The organism is Paenibacillus sp. JCM 9796, from assembly GCF_055379675.1.
Map to the genome: position 1 here is coordinate 1663554 of NZ_AP043723.1, position 18410 is coordinate 1681963.

Sequence of the window (18410 nt, forward strand, 5' to 3'; positions counted from 1 at the left end):
ATGACAGCGCTACAGCTTGATCCAACCGTTTGAAATACCGCTTAGGCCTTATCCCGCTTCGGCTTGCCGTCCCATACGATCTCCCAGTTGTGATTCAGCGTCGCTTCGATCGTGCCGCGTTCCATAATATAACCGGCGAGCAGTTCAGCCATGTCCGTCGGGATGTCCTTCACGACGGGCTTGCCTTGAAACATCATATAATTGCCGCCGCCCGCCGCACGGTAATTGTTCATCACAACGTCGTAGTCGGCCTCCGGATCAAGCGGCCGGCCTTCAAAGCGAAGCTCCTCCACCCGCGAGCCGACGGGACGCGAAATATTGAGCTTATACTCGATGCCTTCCCACATGTCGTAGTTGTAGTGCTGCGGCTTCGGATCGCTGAACGCAGGGCTGACACGAATGTCGCCTTCCCCGTTGTAAGTGGCAAAATAACCGGCCGATTGCTCCAACGCAGCCTTAATGTCTCGTCCCTTCACGCGGATAACCTGCAGCGTGTTCGGATAGATATAGTTGGAGACGATATCGCGCATCGTGATATGCTCCGGGAATCCCGGCGAAATGTTATCGAACAGCGCCGTATTGGAAATTTTCGCGCCGGACAGCTCCATCTGCACCTTGTTGATGAACTCGATCAACGGATGCTCCTCCAGCCGCACCCGCATCGGATCGTGCACCCGCATATCCCCGATCAGCCGCCCGATCGGTTGATCGAGCCATGTTTGCGCCTTACGCTCGTGCGGCTCCGTAATCGCCAGCACCGCCGCATCCGGTTCTACGCCTTCGGGCGACAGCAGCTCGGACAAGGCGTCCGTCACGCGCCAGCTTCCGTCCGGCTGCCGGGTTACCGTCAGCGTCACCTTGCCGAGCCAGGCGCCGGCGCTGCCCGGCTGTACGACCGGCACGCCGCATACGCGCGTCCGCGAGATGGACCGGTGCTGATGACCGGTCAGCAGCACATCGATGCCTTCGACATCGCGGCACAGCGCGTAGCCTTCATTTTCACCCGTTTGCGGTTCGCTCGGTTCGCCTGATTCCAGATGACGCTCGAACCCGCCGTGGTACGACACGATCACCACATCGGCCCCTTCCTCCTCGCGCAAATACCGCACCCAGCGCTGTGCCGACTCCACCGCTTTATGGAATCGCAAGCCGGCGATATGCTCCGCTTTTTCCCAATTCGGGATGTAAGGCGTGGTCAATCCAAGTACGGCGACCTTCAGCTCATGCTCGAACGAACGAATGATGTAGGGCTTCCCCAAAAAAGGCTGCTCGTCCGAAGCATTCACAATATTGGCGCTTAACCAAGGGAACGAAGACTCGCCGACGGCTTTGCGAAGCAGCCCCATGCCGTAATTGAACTCGTGATTGCCCACGACTGCCGCGTCATACCCGAGTTCATTCAGGCATTGAATCATCGGATTCGGTTCGTTCGCGTTCAATTTGGCATGATGATACGCCAGCGGCGTACCTTGAATCAGATCGCCGTTATCCACGAGCAGCAGCGGGCGGCCGCACTCGCGTTCTTGCCGAATCAACGTTGCGATTTTGGCAAGCCCCGTTTCAATGGGCTTATGATTGGCATATTGGATGGGCATAATGTTTCCGTGAATGTCGCTCGTTTCCAGCACGGTGATCGTCAGCTTCTGAGTCACAGCGGGGGTTCAACTCCATTTGTCATGAATTTGAATTCACTATAACAAATTCAGGGATAAAGAGCCATATGCAGCTTCATGTGAGGAAAATTAACACAAATGCGACATATTAACAAATTTTTAACTGTCCATCTCCCCAAATTGTGGTATAGTGTATTTGTTAAAAGACAATTAACAGGAGGTCAATTTGCTATGCTAAAAAAAATGTCTGCCCTTAGCTTGTCCCTCATTCTGACAGCCGGACTTGCCGTCGGTTGCGCTACGAAAACGGACAACAACCAAGGCGGTCAGGCCCCGGCGCCTGCGGACAAAAAACAAGAAGCCCCTGCGGCTAAAGGCTTCGAACCGAAAGAGCTCCGCGTTCAATTCGTGCCTTCCCAAAGCGCCGAAACGCTAGAAGCGAAAGCGAAACCGCTGGAAAAGCTGCTCGGCGACAAGCTCGGCATTCCGGTCAAGGTTTCCGTTTCGACGAACTACAACACGGTTATCGAAGCGATGGCGTCCAAGCAAGTCGATATCGGCTTCCTTCCTCCGAACGCCTACGTGCTTGCGCATGACGAGAAGAAAGCGGCCGACCTGCTGCTGCAAGCGCAGCGTTTCGGCATCGACGATAATACCGGCGCCGAAACGAAAGATCTCGTAGACTTCTACAAAGCGATGATCATCGTCAAAGCGGACTCCCCGATTAAAGAGTTGAAAGACTTGAAAGGCAAATCGATCGCATGGCAGGGCGTAACATCCTCCGCCGGCTTCGTATGGCCAGCTAACGAAATGAAAAAAGCGGGCGTGGATCCGGAGAAAGACGTCAAAGGCATTGAAGTCAAAGGCCATGACAAAGGCGTACTAGCCGTATTGAACGGTCAAACCGACGCTGCCGCAATTTTCCAAGACGCACGGAACACCGTGAAGAAAGATATACCGGACGTCTTCGAAAAAACCCGCGTCGTCGCTTTCACCGCTCCGATTCCGAACGATACGATCACCGTGCGCAACGACATGGATCAAGCTTGGAGAGACAAGATTGCCCAAGCGTTCATCGATATCGGCAAAGATCCGGAAGGCGCCAAAATCATTTTCGATGTATACTCGCACCGCGGCTATGTCAAATCCGACGACAAGAAATTCGATGTCGTACGCGAATATTCCAAGAGCATCGGTCAGAAGTAATCGGACACGTTCCTAACAGAAACACCTTCGGCTTTCGCTTATTGCAGCGAAGCCGAAGGTGTTTTATCTGTTTACATGCCGGAGCTCTCCTTGAGCTTGGCCTCATGCCTGGTCCAACGAAATACATAATAAAACAGCAGCGCCATCGGATGCTGAAGCAGCATAGCAATCAACACCGGCAGAGCAACGATAGGCTTGAAGAAAGCGGCGGCCAGCACGACGCCGACGGTATAATTCCGCACGCCGCCGGAATATGATATCGCCACCCTTTCGCTTCGGTCATCTGTAAACACAGAGGCGATGAGAAAGTTCGCCAGATATCCGAATATCAGGGTGACAAACAGGGTCACGACCAAAAGAACCGCGTTAGAACCGATGGCGTCAATCTGTTCCGAGATCGAAGCGGCATTCAACAAGACGATGATATAAAGACAGGCTTTGCCAACGAGCGAAGAAGCGGGCTTGAGCCACGGCTTCTCCGCTTTTTTCATCACATATTCGCCAAAAAGCATACCAAGGACAGTAGGAATGAGCACGAGCTTCAGCAGATTCATCGTAAGGCTTTCCACATTCAGGCTGACATGAGACCCCAGCACGACGGACAAAGTCAAAGGAACGATAAAAGGACTGAGCAGGGTATCCAGCGATACTAACGATAAAGTGGTTTCTACGCTTGCTTTATTATAGGCGACCCAAAATATGGAGGTCACGCCAAGGGGAAGCAGCGTTGACAACGTAACGCCGGTAACCAAATCCGGATGGAAAGGGAAGACTAGGCCGCTGATCTGAAAAACGGTCCATGGGATAACCAGATGCACGCCTGCCATGAACAAAACGAGGAAACCCGGTTTTTTGAATAAAAGAACAAATTTGCGATAATCGGCTTGCATCGATGAAATAAAGGTCAGGATCATAAAAAGAAACGACGTCCATCCCGTCCAGGCCGAAAGCCCTTGACCGGATGTCAAGCCGAGCAGCATGATCAGAGGCATGATCACATAAATCCACTTCTCCATGAATGCATTCGTCTTCCGCAGCTGTTCCATGTGCTAGGCCTCCTTGCCAAACCGCTCTAAGCGCATCTTGAGCAGAAAGCTTGTTTCCTGCTCTCCTCTTTTATAAATTCAGCACAATGAGCCGCTCTTCCGTCATTTCTTCTATCGCATAGGCCGGCCCTTCTTTGCCGGTTCCGCTGCGTTTCACTCCGCCATAAGGCATGTGGTCTACACGGTAAGCGGAAGCGTCGTTAACGATGAGTCCGCCCACTTCAATTTCTCTGGCCGCCTTCATGGCAAAGCGCAGGTCATTGGTGAACAGCCCGGCTTGAAGACCGTAGTCCGAGTCATTCACTTTGGCAATGACTTCCTCCTCCTCCCGGTACGTATCGATAGAGACGACCGGACCGAAAACTTCCTGGGAGCAAACCTTCATGCCCGGCTGAACATGAGTCAAGATCGTCGGATAGTAGAACGCCCCTTCCCGCTTGGCTCCAAGCACCGGAACCGCTCCTTGCTCCACCGCTTCCCGTACCCAGCTTTCCACTCTTTCCGCTTCCCTTACACTGATCATCGGCCCGATGTCCGTCGTTTCCTCCAGCGGATTGCCCACGATGAGCTTGCTCGTTCTCGCCTTCACCCGCTCGATGAACGCCTCCTTGACTTCTTCATGGACATAAACGCGCTGGACGGAAATACATACTTGACCGGAGTTATTAAAGCTTTTGAGCGCCACCAACTCGGCCGCCTGGTCCAAATCGCAGTCTTTATGCACGATCGTCGCCGAGTTATTTCCGAGCTCCAGCGCGACTTTGCGCAAGCCCGCTTGTTGACGGATGATTTCCCCGACGCGTACGCTGCCCGTAAAGGAAAACATGCTCACCCTCTGATCCTCAAGCAGCCAAGAGCCGATCTCTGCGCCGTCGCCGGTCACGACCTGCAATCGCCCCTTGGGCAGCCCGGCCTCGCCGAACAGCTCGGCCAACAACAGCGAAACAACGGGAGTAACCTCCGACGGCTTCAATACGACGCTGTTGCCGGCCGCAATAGCCGGACCAATTTTATGGCATACCAGATTGAGAGGAACGTTGAACGGAGTAATGGCAGCGATGACCCCAACCGGGACGCGGATCGTGAACGCCATCCGGTTCTCCGAGCCGGCCGCCGACTCCACCGGAATGCCCTCCCCGTGAATGCGCTTCGCTTCTTCCGCCGATATAATGATCGTCTGAATGGCCCGATCCACTTCGCCCCGCGATTCGCGGATCGGCTTGCCTACCTCTGCGGCCAATGTTGTTGCAAACAGCTCTTTCTTTGCTTGAAGCAGCTCCGCCACTTTCATGAGAACCCGATAACGCTCGAATGGCGCGAACGGCTGTCGGCAAGCCGCGCTTGCACCTTCTACGGCCCTCGAGACATGGCTCTTCTCGGCCCGTGCAATTTCGGCAAACGGCTGTAACGTATATTTGTCGGTCACCTGCATGATTCTTTCCGTTTGTTCCCATTGTCCGTTGACATATAAACCGAATGCTCGATTGGAATCCACGAATACATCACCTCGTATTTATAGTAATGTTACGATCTTTAATCGTAACTAATTGTGGTAATCACGCGCTTTGCCGGAGCTGCCGAACAAGCGGATTTTTTCCTGAACTTTGGCCTGCATGACCTCTCTGCCGCGGCCAAGCGATACGGCCAGATGATACTCCTCCCGGTCTTTCAGCAGCACGTCAAGCATACCTTGCGTAAACGATTGTCTCAATTCCGTATCGACGTTTATTTTAGAGATGCCCAGGGAGATGGCCTTTGTAATTTGTTCGTCCGGCACATCCGAACCTCCGTGAAGCACGATCGGACGCTTCACAGCCTCTGCAATTTCCTGGAGACGCGCGAACGCGAGCTTTGGGGGATTCTTATAGATGCCGTGCGCCGTACCGATGGAAACCGCCAAATAATCAACATCGGTTTCCTGTACAAAACGCACCGCATCCTCCACCGAGGTAATCATTGCATCCTCTTCATCGACCGTAATGTCGTCTTCTGTTCCGCCTATTTTTCCGATTTCCCCTTCCGATCCGATGCCAAGAGCTCTTGCAGCCTCCACAACCTTGCGGGTAATCGAAGCGTTATCCTCAAAGGGAAGCGACGACCCGTCGAACATGACGGATTGAAAGCCAAGTTGGATGGCTTTCATCGTTTGATTGTACTGCCGGCTATGATCCAAATGGATGCACACCGGGATGTTCGTATTTTGGGCAAACGTATCGATCATGACCTTCATCGGCTCGAGCCCCATATAGTGGATCACTCTTTGACCGACCTGAATCATGACCGGCGCCTGCTCCGCTTCCGCGGCCCACAAAATCGCCTGGATGCTTTCCGCGTTATGAGCGCTGAAAGCGCCGACGGCGTACCCGTTGTCCCAAGCGTTCTTCAACATCGTTGTACCGGAAATAAAAGGCATGATGCATCTCTCCTTAGCGCGTAAGTTCAATATCGTAACTATATTGGTCGCTTCTGAATTTCGTTCTTGTATATTCCATCGGAGCATCGTCGATCCCGAAGCTTAACCGGGTCATCTCCAGTAAAGCCTCACCGGCGCGAATCCCGAGAAGATCGGCTTCATGCAGGGTTGCGTTGATCGCTGATATTTTTTCTTTGGCATGCTTGAGAAATGTTCCGTGATTTTCTAATATTTCATAGTATTTAGCTGAATTCAGATCGTATTTCATAAGAATTTGTCCGATTTTCTCAGGCCAGCAGCTGCGTTCTAAAGCAATGGGCACATCATTGGCAAGCCGAATTCGTTCAATAATTAAGACACTTTCATTCTCCGGCACCTGCAGCACCGATTTCTCAAAATTTAACATCGACACAAACTCCGCCCGGATGAGCTGCGAATGCGGGACAAGTCCCCGCTCCATGACTTCTTCCGCAAAACCGCGCAGGCGCCCCAGATTCCCTACGAGCTTCAGCGGCAGCACGATCGTGCCTTTCCCTTGGCGCTTCTCCAGCAGCCCCTCCTGAACAAGCATATTGATCGCTTGCCGGATGGTCGTGCGGCTTACCTTGAACGTCTCCATCAGTTCCTGTTCCGTAGGAATCAGGCTGTTGGGACGCCACACCTGGTTGTGAATAAGCTTGAGCAGGGCATCCTTGACTTGTTGATATAACGCAATGTTCTTATTGGGATCTACGGAATTCGGGTTGATGCTGTATGAGGTCATCGAAGGCTCTCCTTCTCCACATCGGAGGATATCTCATGATGCGGTCTCCAATTAATTGTTCAAGCCACGAGTAAAATTCGGCTGGCCTTGAAATGTATTCCTGGGGCAATAACCGTTCCCCGTCGTTAGCCACATGTTCAAGGGCGACGCTCTTTAATTTATAATTATATCCAATTACCTGGTTTCTTTGTATACTTACCATGACATTGGACATTCCTTTTTTTACGTAAAGAGCCGCTTCATTCCCAACCTCGTAAGCCTCGGTTCGATCTTGATCGGAGATAGCCCACACGGCGCAGCGCTGATTCATCCCTAAATTTTCCGAACGGACGGTCATTCCCATATTCATCCGGATCAATCGTTCCATCTCCGTAGAAATGCCCCCGAGAACCGCTCTGCCCTTCACGACTTCTCTTTGCACTTGCGAATCCCCGTCGAAGGTAACGCCTTCGCTAACGACAATCGTCGCCATGCCGTTCTCCTTCACGATGTCTTGGACCTGCGCCAGAAACCGCTCCTTCGACAGGGGAACTTCCGGCACGCAGATCATGTGCGGCCCTTCGAATTCGGACTGCTTAAGCAATCCGGCGGCAAGAGCGAGCCAACCGGCATTGCGGCCCATCGTTTCGATAATTCTCACCTGCTCGAAATTGCGCATAGCTTCCAGGTCTTTGCTTATATCCCTGACGGATAATGAAACATAACGGGCTGCGCTTGCATAACCCGGCGCATGGTCGGTGCCGGATAAGTCATTGTCCACCGTTTTGGGAATCCCTATCGTTTGCAGCTCGTAATTCATGGAAGCGGCGGCTTCGCTCATTTTTTGCAATGCGGCCATCGTACCGTTGCCGCCGATAAAGACAAGCGTATGAATATCTCTTTCCTTCAGATTGAGCACGGCTTTCGTTATGGAATCGGGAGTGAACGGATACCTTCCCGACCCCAAGCAGGCGCCTGGTACGTTTTTATGACTTCTGAGCCAATCCAGGCCAGAGCCTTCGATGAGCTCCAGATCGTTCTCAACCAAGCCTTGATACCCGTTCATAATACCGTAAATTTGAGTCTGATCGGGCAGACCGTCTACAAAGCCTACCAGACTCGCGTTGATGACAGAGGTTGGCCCTCCGGCTTGCCCGACAGCGATTTTAAGCATAAAAACCACCTCCTGAATCAAACATAAGCGATCGTCTCTATCCCCAGTTGTCGCCCAAGTTCGATTAAGGCATCAACCACATCCTCGTACACAAGCGCAAAATGAGGCTCGAACCCTTCGTTCATAAGTCCGGTCAGCGTCCGGCTGACATCATGAGGAAGCTGCACCTCGACGGAAGTCCCGTTAAACGGCTGCGGCACATCCAGCGCATTCCCCCGCATGACGAGGAGCCTATAGCCGCTTGGCGTATGGCTTACTCTGAAGATCGTAACGCCGCCGGGCTTCAGCCCGAATTCCATCGTAAAGCCAAGCTTGCGGTTAGGGTGCACGCCCGCTTGCGCACCCGTTGACGGATGGGCAAGCGAATACGCCCCGGCTCCGCAATGCCAAAAGACTACGGAGTTCCGTTCCTCATTCACATGCACGAGATCCCCCAAGTAAGGCGCGCTTCCGCCGCTTAGCTCCTGGAGCACATACATCGAGATGGAGCCGTGGATGTCGGACTCACAGGAGGAGACGATGCCGCCTTCCGTAAACTGGGATAACGTAGAGCAAGCCGCAGCTCCAAGCTCATTGAAGAAATCCGGCCAGCAGCGAACCGCTAAGGCCTGGATCCGGTTTTCTTGAATGTAATCTTCGAGGTACGAATAAAATTGGGCAAATTTTTTGACCGTTTCATCGGACCGGTTTAATCCTACGACCTGCTTTTCAGCCCTTTCGACAGCACGAATCCATCGCGATTCATCAATTTTCGCGCATTCGCTGAAGGCTTGCTGCAGATCGAGCTTGTGCAATCGGACGCCCAGCGCCGTTTGCAGTTCCGCTTCGTCCGAATCGGAGAAGAAAAAGCCCGGCGGATGCTCCCCGACGATACCGATCGACAGCTGCTTTAATTTATGGATCACCTGGTTCACCTGGAGCTGCATGTGAAGCTTCTCCTGCAACCGGGGCTCCGAAGGATTGCCGAATACGAAGGCGAAAGGATGCGCTAGATTTTTTAATACGTTGCAGGTGCTGTTGCCTCCGGTTAAAGAATTCAAGCGAAGGCGTCCGCCCACGCTCGGTTCCCGTACAGACCAAACGATCACGGGCGCTTTGAAATATTCGAGCACTTTGACGGCGAATTCCCCGTCTGCGAACGTGACGCTTTGATACACGACGGAATCGATAGATTGACCCTGGACGCTCTGCAAGAATTGCTCCAGCTCTTCAATCGAAGTCAGGATATGCTCAGGCTCGTGCAGCGTCCGGCACTGCTTCTTTAGAAACTCGGAGGTTTCGGCCCAAACGACCTCCGCTGCAGCCAAGTCAAATGTTTTGCGGCCAATGGGCAAGTAAAGCACGGATGTTTCCAACATGGAAGTGTCACACCTTCGGTCATGGAATTGTTTGATGCGGCAAAGACTTTATGTTCTCTACAGCTGCCCCACTTCACGGAACAACTCTTTATACGATGAATGCTCCCTGTAAAATACGGGCGGCTTGCCGAGCGGAGCCTCTACCTGGATGAAGCCCCCTGTATACTTCGCCCCGCTCCATAAGTGCACCCATTCATCTTCAGGTAAATAGACCGTCCAGGACGTCTCGTGCTCTTGATGCACCGGCGCAACCAGAAGATCGGGACCGTATAAGTACTGGTACTGAATATCGTAGCTGCGCTCATCTTCCTCATAATGCATAAACAGCGGTCTTTGTACGGGAATTCCCAATTCCGCATTGATTTTGACCATAGCCTTCGTATAAGGCGACAGCAAAGTGTAAATCTCCGTCATTCTGGCCAAATGCTCCAGCGTTTCATCGTCGCTGTCGAACTGCCAGCAATCATACGGGCGATTTCCCTCATGCGTTCGCATTACCGGGGTAAAGGCGCCCATTTCCGCCCACCGCATGAACAGCTCCTTGCTGCGCTTGTTTCCGTGCAAGCTCGTGTAGCCGCCAATGTCGCTGTGATGCAGTCCGTTGCCCACCATACCCGAAGACAGGGCTGCGGGAATAACGGAAGCGAGTCCATCGTCAAGCGACCAATCCACGCTTTGATCCCCCGCCCACAGCAAAGTGCAATATTGCTGCACGCCGGTATAACCGGCCCGCATAAAGTAAACGATCTCGCCCAGCTTACCCGCTTCTTTTACCGCTTCATAGTTGATCTTCGCCCACAGCACAGGCCATGCGTTATGCATCAATTTGGCGGATTCGCCGCTGTATAAAGTAAGATCGATGGGCAAATATTCGCCGAAATCAGCCATCCAGCCATCCAAGCCAAAATCGATCAGGTTTTCCTTAATCACCTGTTTGTACCATTCGCAAGCCTCGGGATTCGTAAAGTCCACGACTCCGCAATAAAACTCGCCGAAATCGACCAAATAAATATCGCGCTGTTCGGTTAGCGCTAAATATCCTTTTGCTTTTGCCGTTTGAAACAGATCCCCTTCGACGGCGACATAAGGATTGATATACCCTAGAAACCGGATGCCCTGCTTTTTCCACTGTCCGATCTTTTCGTCCAGCTGTGGGTACTCCTCCGGATTCCAGCGCCAGTTCCACATTAATCGTTTGCCGAAGGAAGTGATCCGTTTGCCCTGCCAATCCTGACACCACACGCCCCCTACCTTGACACCCTTGGATAAGGCGCGCTCCAGCTTGGCCTCGACCACGCCCGTACCGCCCTGAATGCCGAGAATAATCCCGTTATACGTCCACTCCGGAAGCTCAGGCTGATGTCCGAATCTGTCGGCAATAAGACTTGCCAGCTCGACGAAGGTTGCAGCCGCTTCCACGATGATCCAGCGAGGCACGCCCCAGATTTGAAGCTCGTGGTAATTCGGCTTTGTGAAATTAAAGTCCGCGTAAGCCGTCGTTTCGACGTGACAGTAATATTTCTTGCTGGACACGTAAGTCGGCTGCGGATAATTCGTCGTATAGTAGTCCCCGCCCGCCTTATCGAGCACATCGGCCTGCCAAGTCGTATAGGTTTTCTTATTTCTCCCTACGCCCGGTTCGGAAGTCCACAGCGGGAAGCTTTTGCCCCTTAAATTGAAGTGCGACATTTGCTCTCCGCAGCCGTATACTTTCTCCTCCGCATCCGATGCAACCCGGAACCAAACACGGTTGATCGACGACTGCTCAGAAGTGAACGCCAGCCGGATGCCATGCGCCTCCTGCTCTAAAGAAAGCGTCAGGTACGGCTGTCCGCCCTTCGCGTTAAAGAACGTTACAAACTCGGCCTCCCCTTGCTTCTTCCATTCCGCGTGCCGCAGCGCCAAACGTTCGATCACATAATCCTGGATGTCGAAGTTTCCTCTGTACATCTCCATCGTTTCTTCGCCGTAGCCGACATACAGCAAAGGCTGGTCTGTCGTATGGCTAATGAGCGCCGAGCCGTTTAACTTGATTTCGAATCCATCCTCATGCCGGTAAATGATAAGGCCCTCTTCATTAGTTGCTTCGCTAATCAACCGATTCACGCTCCCCGAATAGGCTAGTAATTAATCGCCAGATTGTCGCCGATAATGCCGGGATGTGCGCCTCTTTCCAGCAAAGGCGTACGCTCCGGATGGGCCAGCAGCCATTTGTTCCGCATAAACAGAAGCCGATCCTCAGCCGTCACCTGTTCCGGCCGCCGATCCAGCGGTTCGTTGGTGCCTTTCGGAAGAATCACGACGCACTTGAAGCCCTCATCGGAAACTTTACAGGGCGCAAAATGCAGTGTTGTCGCATACAGCTCTACGGCCGTTCCGCGAGGAATGACAAACCCTTGTATATGTTCAGTCGAGTACGAATTGTCCCGGATATCCTGCACCTTTCCCAGAAGAAGCACAAGATCCGTCACTGCGACATTGATTTCACTGCCTTTGTGGTACTCCAAGCCGTTAAGGCTGGAATTCCGACCGTTACAGTAGCCGATCTGTATGTCCATCCCTCCATACATCGAGGCCCGGAGCGTTTCCTTGACTGCCGTTTGCTCCAGTTCCTCTACCGAAGCCACATACGTATTGCCCTCTTGCGGAATCGGGGTATTCTCCATAAGCGTCAGGATTTCCTGAAAATCATAGCCGGTTAACATGCTGCCATATGGCCGAAATTGTTCCTCATTCACGGTATACAACCGAACATGCGGATTGAACGCTTGCAGCTCTCTAAGTTTCTCTCTCATGTTTCTCTCCTTATCTCTTTCTAGCCTTTAACCGATCCGGCCGTTACCCCTTCGACAAAGAAGCGCTGCAGGAATACGTATGCGATAACCATAGGGGCCGAAGCGATCACGACACCGGCGAAAATCATCGGATAATTGGTCAAATATTCACCCTGAAATTGCAGCAGGGCCAAGGGTAACGTTTTCTTGGCATTGGAATTAATAAAGAGCAGCGGATACAATAAATCGTTCCAAATCATGACGCTCAAAAAAATGGCGGAGGCGGATAAGGACGGCAGCGTGATAGGCAGCACAATCCGGGTGTACATCTTCCACTCGTTCGCTCCGTCTATCGATCCCGATTCGATCATTTCCTTCGGCAGTGTCTTCATGAAGCCGGATAAAATAAATACGGCAACAGGCATGAATACCGACGTGGAAACGGCGATCAATCCCGTGATGGAATTCGTTAACCCGAGTTTGGAAACAAGGGAGTAAATCGGAATCATATTCACCTGGGGAGGAACCATCATCCCTGCCGCGAACAATCCGTACAGGACTAACCCGACCCAGCCGGTAAATCGGTATATCGCATAGGACAATAAACTGGAAAACAACAGGATAAGGAAGATCGTGACCAACGTTACGACCACACTGTTCATAAAATATTGCCCGATCGCTTGCTCCCTGAACATGCTGATATAATTGTCCAGATTCAGTCCCGAGGGCAGCCCGAGCGGTTTTTGAAACAGCTCCGCCGTAGTTTTAAAAGAAGCGAGAACGACAATAGATACCGGGACAATGATCAGGAGCGCGCCAAGCAGAAGAACGATTCTTTTGAGCAGGCCGCCTGCCACTGTTTCTTGATTGATCTGATTCACGGGCGGTTCATCCTTTCGTACAAGCTTCTCAAGCCGCGCGATTTCCCTTCAGCAATTTAAACTGGACAAACGTAATGAGCGCGATAATCGCCATGAAGGCCATCGATTGAGTAGCCGCATAGCCGAATTCGGAGCTCTGGAAGGCCGTATGGTAAATGTAGGTGGATAAAATCTCCGTCGAGAAGGCCGGGCCTCCGCCGGTCAAGGCAAAGATCAAATCAAAGGCTTTGAACGACTGGATGGTCGTATAGGCGACCACGATGGTAGCAGCCGGGGCGACCATGGGCCAAGTAATGTTCTTGAACGCTTGCCAGCGGTTTGCTCCGTCCAGGTAAACGGCCTCGTAAAGCTCTCCGGGAATGGCTTGTAATCCCGCTACGAAGATGACAAGCATCTGTCCCGTATGCGCCCAAATCTGTACGAAAGCGATCGATAGCATCGCGATGCTCGGATTGCCAAGCCAGTTTTGCGCCAAGGCTTCAAGCCCGATATTCCCGAGCATAATGTTTAAAGCCCCAACGTTCGGATTCAATACAAATCCCCAAATGAAAGCTACGGAGATCGAGGAAATAATCGTTGGAAAAAAGTAAAGCGCGCGCAGAAAAACGTTCGTTTTCGAATTTTTCAGCAGCAAAATCGCCAAAACCAGAGAGAACACGGTTTGAAACAAGACTACGCAGAGCATAAACTTCAAATTGTTGACCATGGCTTTTTTGAAGATCATGTCGCCAAAGAGCATTTTCTCATAGTTGGCGAGCCCCACCCAATTCCATTCCGGCGATATGCCTTCCCAGTCCGTAAACGAAAGGATTAGCCCGTTAATCGTCGGATACACAAAGAACAGCAAATAAAGCAAAAGGCCCGGCAATACAAACAAATAAAGCGATTTACTCTGCTTCATCAGCTACCTCCGTCTTGCTATGGGAGGAGGGACCGCCTCCTCCCATGCCGCTAAGCTTACTTCTTTACATTTTGATCGATAATAGCTTGGGCTTCTTTGGCGGCTTGTTCCGGACTTTTCCCGCCAACCACCGCTTGGATCGAAGCGACAACCGCTTTTTCATTCTGGGAATTGCTGATTAAATACCGCGGATGAAAACGTGTTTTCTTATCCATCCAAGTGGCCGATTCCTTCAATTCCGGCGTATTGTATTGGACGCCTTTCACCGTAACCATCTGACCGGTTTGATTGGCATACTTCTCAGCGTTTTCTTTCTGGCTGAGGAATGCGATAAACTTCTTGGCTTCTTCCTTGTACTTCGACTTCGCGTTGACCCCGAGCATAAAGGTCGTCGTATGAATCCCTTCGAATACCGCCTTGTCCGCGGATACGGTAATCGGCGCCAGCAAGCCTTGAACCAGGTTAGGGTTAAGCTGTTTGTTGCTGGACATCATGTACGATCCGGTCGCGAGCATCGCCGCTTTCTCCTGAGCGAATAGCGATCCTGCAATATCTTTATTCGTCCCGAGCGAATCCTTCTGGAAATATCCTTTATCCGCAAGCTCTTTGAATTGGGACAACGTTTTGACGAACCATTCGTCCGTCAGCTTGGCCTGACCCGACTCGACTTTGGACCAGATGTCTTCGTCCGTGTTATTGTTCATCATCATCGAGTTGACGAACTGCCCTGGACCGATATCTTGACCCGGGAAGGCGATCGGAACATACCCGTTGCTCTTTAACGTTTCGCAAACCTGTAAAAACTCGTCCCAGCTTTTAGGAATTTGCAGCTTTAATTTTTCAAAAATCGCCTTGTTGTAAATCGGCTGGTTGTAAACTAACTGGTAAGGGAAAGCGAACTGTTTTCCTTCCTTTTTCCCCGCTTGAATCAAATTGTCATTGTAATTGCTTACAAAACTCTCTTTGCTCAAGTCCTCATATAAATTCGATTTCGAGATCGTTTCAAATTGAGCGCCCGGAAACGAAGCGAACACGTCCCCGGAAGAACCGTCGAGCAGCTTAGCCTGCGCGTTCGCCAGATACGACTCGGACGGGAAGATGTTCATTTCCACCGAAATATTCGGATTCGCTTTATTAAAATCCGCGATCAGCTCTTCAAACACTTTTTTATCTTCTCCGCGCCAATGGATAAAGCTGATTTTTACTTTCGACTCGCTTTTCTTCGCCTCGCCGGTGTTTGTATTTTGCGCTTCGCTGCCCGCTTTGTTCGTTTGAGCACAGCCTGTGATTGCGACCGTACCGACAAGTAAAACAGATGCCCATTTCATCATTTGTTTCATCTGCTTGCCCCTTTGCTTATTTTTTGTTAATTAGCCACCCTAAAAACCAATTGTTTCTAACATCATGATGTTTTCACTTCCTGCCGGCCTTTTGTAAAGCGTTTACATCACTATGTTTGATTACATTGTAACTACCTTTAATTCTTTTTGCAAGATATTTCTTCACGACCCCTTCAAATCTGCCTGCCCAACGCCAATAAAGCCCGATCCTTGACGGCTGTCAAGAAGGGGCTTTATCGGTGTTGTCAATTTTAGACCAAACGCTTGCGGATGGACGACGAGATGATGTCGATAATCGTCACCATCACAATAATGCCGAGAAGAATGATGCCAACGCGATTCCATGCGCGGGCTTCCAAGGCAAAGATCAGCGGCGCGCCGATCCCGCCGGCACCGATCAAGCCCAGAATGGACGCGGATCGTATATTAATCTCGAACCGGTACAGCGCAAACGAGAAGAAGTGCGGCAGCACCTGCGGCATAATCGCAAACCAGAGCACCTGCAGCCGGTTGGCCCCGCAAGCGGTCAACGCTTCCGTAGGCCCCATGTCCAGGTTTTCAATAGCTTCCGAATACAGCTTGCCCAGCATGCCGATCGAGTGCAAACCTAACGCCAGCACGCCGGCATAAGCGCCCGGCCCGACGGCCTTAATGAAAATGATGGCCATAATAATTTCGGGGAACGTGCGGATCAAGCTTAGCATGAATTTGCCGCTTCCGGTTACGGCGCGGTACCGGCTCATATTCGTGGCCGCCCAGAAAGCGAACGGCACGCACAATATGGCGGAGATGAATGTCCCGATGATCGAGATGCCCAGAGTATCGAGCAAGCCTCGAAGCAAATCTTCTCCTTCGGGATCGTAGACGAATCCCCAGTCCGGGTTGAACAGGCCGCTCATGATGGTGGCGAAGTCGCGGCCGGCATTTTCGGTTAATCCCCCGAACTCGATCCCGGTGAACGACCAGACGTAAATGGCCAGCACGATGATCGCAACGAGCCAATAACGGATACGGAAAGGTTTACGAACCGATTTCGTACTCATAGCAGCCTCTCCCTTACCTTGGTGCTGATGTAATCGATAATAAGAACGATCGCCAGCGTCAGAATGATGATCAGCGCCGAGCGGTCATACCGGAATTGCTGCAGCGTGCGATCCAGGAACAACCCGATCCCGCCGGCTCCAACCAGTCCGAGCACGGCTGCCGCCCGAACGTTAACTTCGAAGGTGTATAAGAAATACGCCGCATACTGCGCCGCCACCTGCGGCACGACACCGAAGTGAATCCACTGCATTTTGTTCGCGCCGACGGCCGTCATCGCTTCAAGCGGTCCCGGATCGATCGCTTCGATCGACTCATACGTGAGCTTGGCGATCAGGCCGAACGAGAAGAAAATAAGCGCCAGCACGCCGGGCGCCGCGCCGATTCCGAAGATGGCGACGAACAAGCCGGCAAACAGCAGCTCCGGAATGGTCCGGATCAGGTTCATAATGAATCGGGCCGGCTGGTAAATCCACGGCGTCCGGGCGACGTTGCCGGCCGCGAGCAGCGCGATCGGAATCGCCAGCAGTCCGCCGATCGTCGTACCGATGACGGCCATTTGCACCGTTTCCATCATCGGATCCCAGACGACGTCGATATAGCTCCAATCCGGCGGGAACATTTCGACGATCAGCTTGCCCATCTCCGGCGCCCCTTGGATTAGCTTGGGCAGGCTCGAATCGGTGTTCTCCGCGCTCCACCAGAGCAGCACGATCAGCAGCAGCGTCGTCATATACGACTTCATACGCGATGGTTTCTGTAAAATCTTCTTGCGCTCGGAGTCGGTCATTACGCCTCTCCCCCCAGCAACTCGTCCTTCTTAATGGCACGGCCGTATATTTCCGAAAACTTCTCGTCCGTCGCTTCCGCTACCGGACCATCGAACACCACTTCTCCAGCCCGAAGCCCGATGATCCGCGTCGCATACTCGCGCGCCAGATCGATAAAGTGAAGATTAACGACCGTTGTAATGCCGAGCTCCTGATTGATTCGTTTCAGGTCGTCCATGACCTGGCGCGTTGTCAACGGATCAAGCGAGGCGACGGGCTCGTCGGCGAGAATGATTTTCGCTTCTTGCGCCAATGCCCGGGCAATCGATACGCGCTGCTGCTGTCCGCCGGACAGCTCGTCGGCACGCGAGTAGGCTTTATCCAGGATATTTACACGTGAAAGGGCGTTCAGGGCAAGCTCGACATCCTGCTTCGGGAACAAGCCGAGCAAGGTCCGCAACGTCGAATGATAGCCGACCCGCCCGGATAATACGTTGCGCAGCACCGAGGAGCGCTTCACGAGATTGAAGCTTTGGAAGATCATTCCGATATCGCGGCGCAGCCGCCGAAGCTGAGCGCCGGATGCCGCCGTAATCGAATGGCCGTCGATGACGATTTGACCGTCGGTAATTTCATGCAGGCGATTGATCGAGCGCAGCAAAGTTGACTTCCCGGCTCCAGACAGCCCTACGATGACGATGAATTCTCCCTTTTTCATGTTCAAATTAATATTTTTGAGACCTACGGTTCCATTGGGATACACTTTGGAAACATTTTTGAATTCTATCATAAGTAACCATAAATCCCCTTTTAGTTAGATTGGCCAACAAAAAAACATTCGACACGATCTGTGGTTTTCCTCTTTCCTTTCACAGGTTTACCTAACCTTATTTTACCTGTTGGCCCGCCTGTTTCCGTGAAGGCGGTTTCAGTTCCGTTCACCGTCAAACCACCGTTCAATAGGTCGGAAGAACCAGCGCCCGGGCAGCTGCAAGAAACGTCCTTCTCGGAACGTACCCCGCATGTAGAGCCCCTGACCGGAGACCTTTTCGAAGGACATACATTTATGTTTCAGCGGAAGCTTTCTTGCGATACAGAGCGACTTGCAGCACTTACAAAAAAACGTGACGTTATCCTCCGCTTGAGCGGAA

The 18410-nt window shown here is 52.1% G+C and carries 16 protein-coding genes; 1 reads left to right on the forward strand and 15 read right to left on the reverse strand.

Annotated elements, in window-relative coordinates; translation table 11 throughout:
- Positions 1 to 41: 41 nt before the first annotated feature.
- Positions 42 to 1595, reverse strand: coding sequence for a bifunctional metallophosphatase/5'-nucleotidase (locus ACZ439_RS08080; protein WP_464621120.1), 1554 nt, complete (start codon positions 1593 to 1595; stop codon positions 42 to 44).
- 249 nt (positions 1596 to 1844) lie between these two features.
- On the opposite strand from ACZ439_RS08080, the gene ACZ439_RS08085 reads away from it, so the two are divergent.
- The gene (locus tag ACZ439_RS08085) at positions 1845 to 2819 is read left to right on the forward strand and encodes a phosphate/phosphite/phosphonate ABC transporter substrate-binding protein (RefSeq protein WP_127609974.1); all 975 of its coding nucleotides are present in this window, start codon (positions 1845 to 1847) and stop codon (positions 2817 to 2819) included.
- A gap of 71 nt (positions 2820 to 2890) precedes the next feature.
- On the opposite strand, the gene ACZ439_RS08090 is transcribed toward ACZ439_RS08085, so the two are convergent.
- The 14 genes from ACZ439_RS08090 to phnC all read right to left on the reverse strand — a co-directional run bounded on the left by ACZ439_RS08090 (position 2891) and on the right by phnC (position 18049).
- The gene (locus ACZ439_RS08090; RefSeq protein ID WP_127609976.1) at positions 2891 to 3865 is read right to left on the reverse strand and encodes a bile acid:sodium symporter family protein; all 975 of its coding nucleotides are present in this window, start codon (positions 3863 to 3865) and stop codon (positions 2891 to 2893) included.
- Positions 3866 to 3935: 70 nt separating this feature from the next.
- Positions 3936 to 5297 (reverse strand): aldehyde dehydrogenase family protein, encoded by a 1362-nt coding sequence (locus tag ACZ439_RS08095; RefSeq protein ID WP_127609998.1) that lies wholly within the window; start codon positions 5295 to 5297, stop codon positions 3936 to 3938.
- Positions 5298 to 5408: 111 nt separating this feature from the next.
- Positions 5409 to 6278: a class II fructose-bisphosphate aldolase gene (locus ACZ439_RS08100; protein WP_127609978.1), complete on the reverse strand. Its 870-nt coding sequence runs from the start codon at positions 6276 to 6278 to the stop codon at positions 5409 to 5411.
- 13 nt (positions 6279 to 6291) lie between these two features.
- Positions 6292 to 7041: a GntR family transcriptional regulator gene (locus ACZ439_RS08105; RefSeq protein ID WP_127609980.1), complete on the reverse strand. Its 750-nt coding sequence runs from the start codon at positions 7039 to 7041 to the stop codon at positions 6292 to 6294.
- On the reverse strand, positions 6998 to 8194 hold the full coding sequence (locus ACZ439_RS08110; protein WP_127609982.1) for a diphosphate--fructose-6-phosphate 1-phosphotransferase: 1197 nt from the start codon (positions 8192 to 8194) through the stop codon (positions 6998 to 7000). The genes ACZ439_RS08105 and ACZ439_RS08110 overlap by 44 nt, the downstream gene beginning before the upstream one ends.
- 17 nt (positions 8195 to 8211) lie before the next feature.
- Positions 8212 to 9552, reverse strand: coding sequence for a sulfoquinovose isomerase (gene sftI / locus ACZ439_RS08115; protein ID WP_141336604.1), 1341 nt, complete (start codon positions 9550 to 9552; stop codon positions 8212 to 8214).
- Between the two features lie 57 nt (positions 9553 to 9609).
- Positions 9610 to 11646 (reverse strand): alpha-glucosidase, encoded by a 2037-nt coding sequence (locus ACZ439_RS08120; protein WP_054800251.1) that lies wholly within the window; start codon positions 11644 to 11646, stop codon positions 9610 to 9612.
- A gap of 26 nt (positions 11647 to 11672) precedes the next feature.
- Entirely contained in the window at positions 11673 to 12347 is a 675-nt protein-coding gene (locus ACZ439_RS08125) for a DUF4867 family protein (protein ID WP_054798045.1), read from the reverse strand.
- A 20-nt stretch (positions 12348 to 12367) separates the two neighbouring features.
- On the reverse strand, positions 12368 to 13207 hold the full coding sequence (locus ACZ439_RS08130; protein WP_127609988.1) for a carbohydrate ABC transporter permease: 840 nt from the start codon (positions 13205 to 13207) through the stop codon (positions 12368 to 12370).
- A gap of 28 nt (positions 13208 to 13235) precedes the next feature.
- Entirely contained in the window at positions 13236 to 14108 is an 873-nt protein-coding gene (locus ACZ439_RS08135) for a carbohydrate ABC transporter permease (protein ID WP_174817610.1), read from the reverse strand.
- Between the two features lie 56 nt (positions 14109 to 14164).
- Positions 14165 to 15448, reverse strand: coding sequence for an ABC transporter substrate-binding protein (locus ACZ439_RS08140; protein WP_464620858.1), 1284 nt, complete (start codon positions 15446 to 15448; stop codon positions 14165 to 14167).
- A 251-nt stretch (positions 15449 to 15699) separates the two neighbouring features.
- A complete protein-coding gene (gene phnE / locus ACZ439_RS08145) occupies positions 15700 to 16491 on the reverse strand; it encodes a phosphonate ABC transporter, permease protein PhnE (protein WP_127609990.1) in 792 nt (263 codons plus the stop codon).
- On the reverse strand, positions 16488 to 17279 hold the full coding sequence (phnE, locus tag ACZ439_RS08150) for a phosphonate ABC transporter, permease protein PhnE (RefSeq protein ID WP_054798044.1): 792 nt from the start codon (positions 17277 to 17279) through the stop codon (positions 16488 to 16490). Before phnE (ACZ439_RS08150) ends, phnE (ACZ439_RS08145) begins: the two co-directional genes overlap by 4 nt.
- Entirely contained in the window at positions 17279 to 18049 is a 771-nt protein-coding gene (gene phnC / locus ACZ439_RS08155; protein ID WP_054798043.1) for a phosphonate ABC transporter ATP-binding protein, read from the reverse strand. Before phnC ends, phnE (ACZ439_RS08150) begins: the two co-directional genes overlap by 1 nt.
- Between the last annotated feature and the right edge of the window lie 361 nt (positions 18050 to 18410).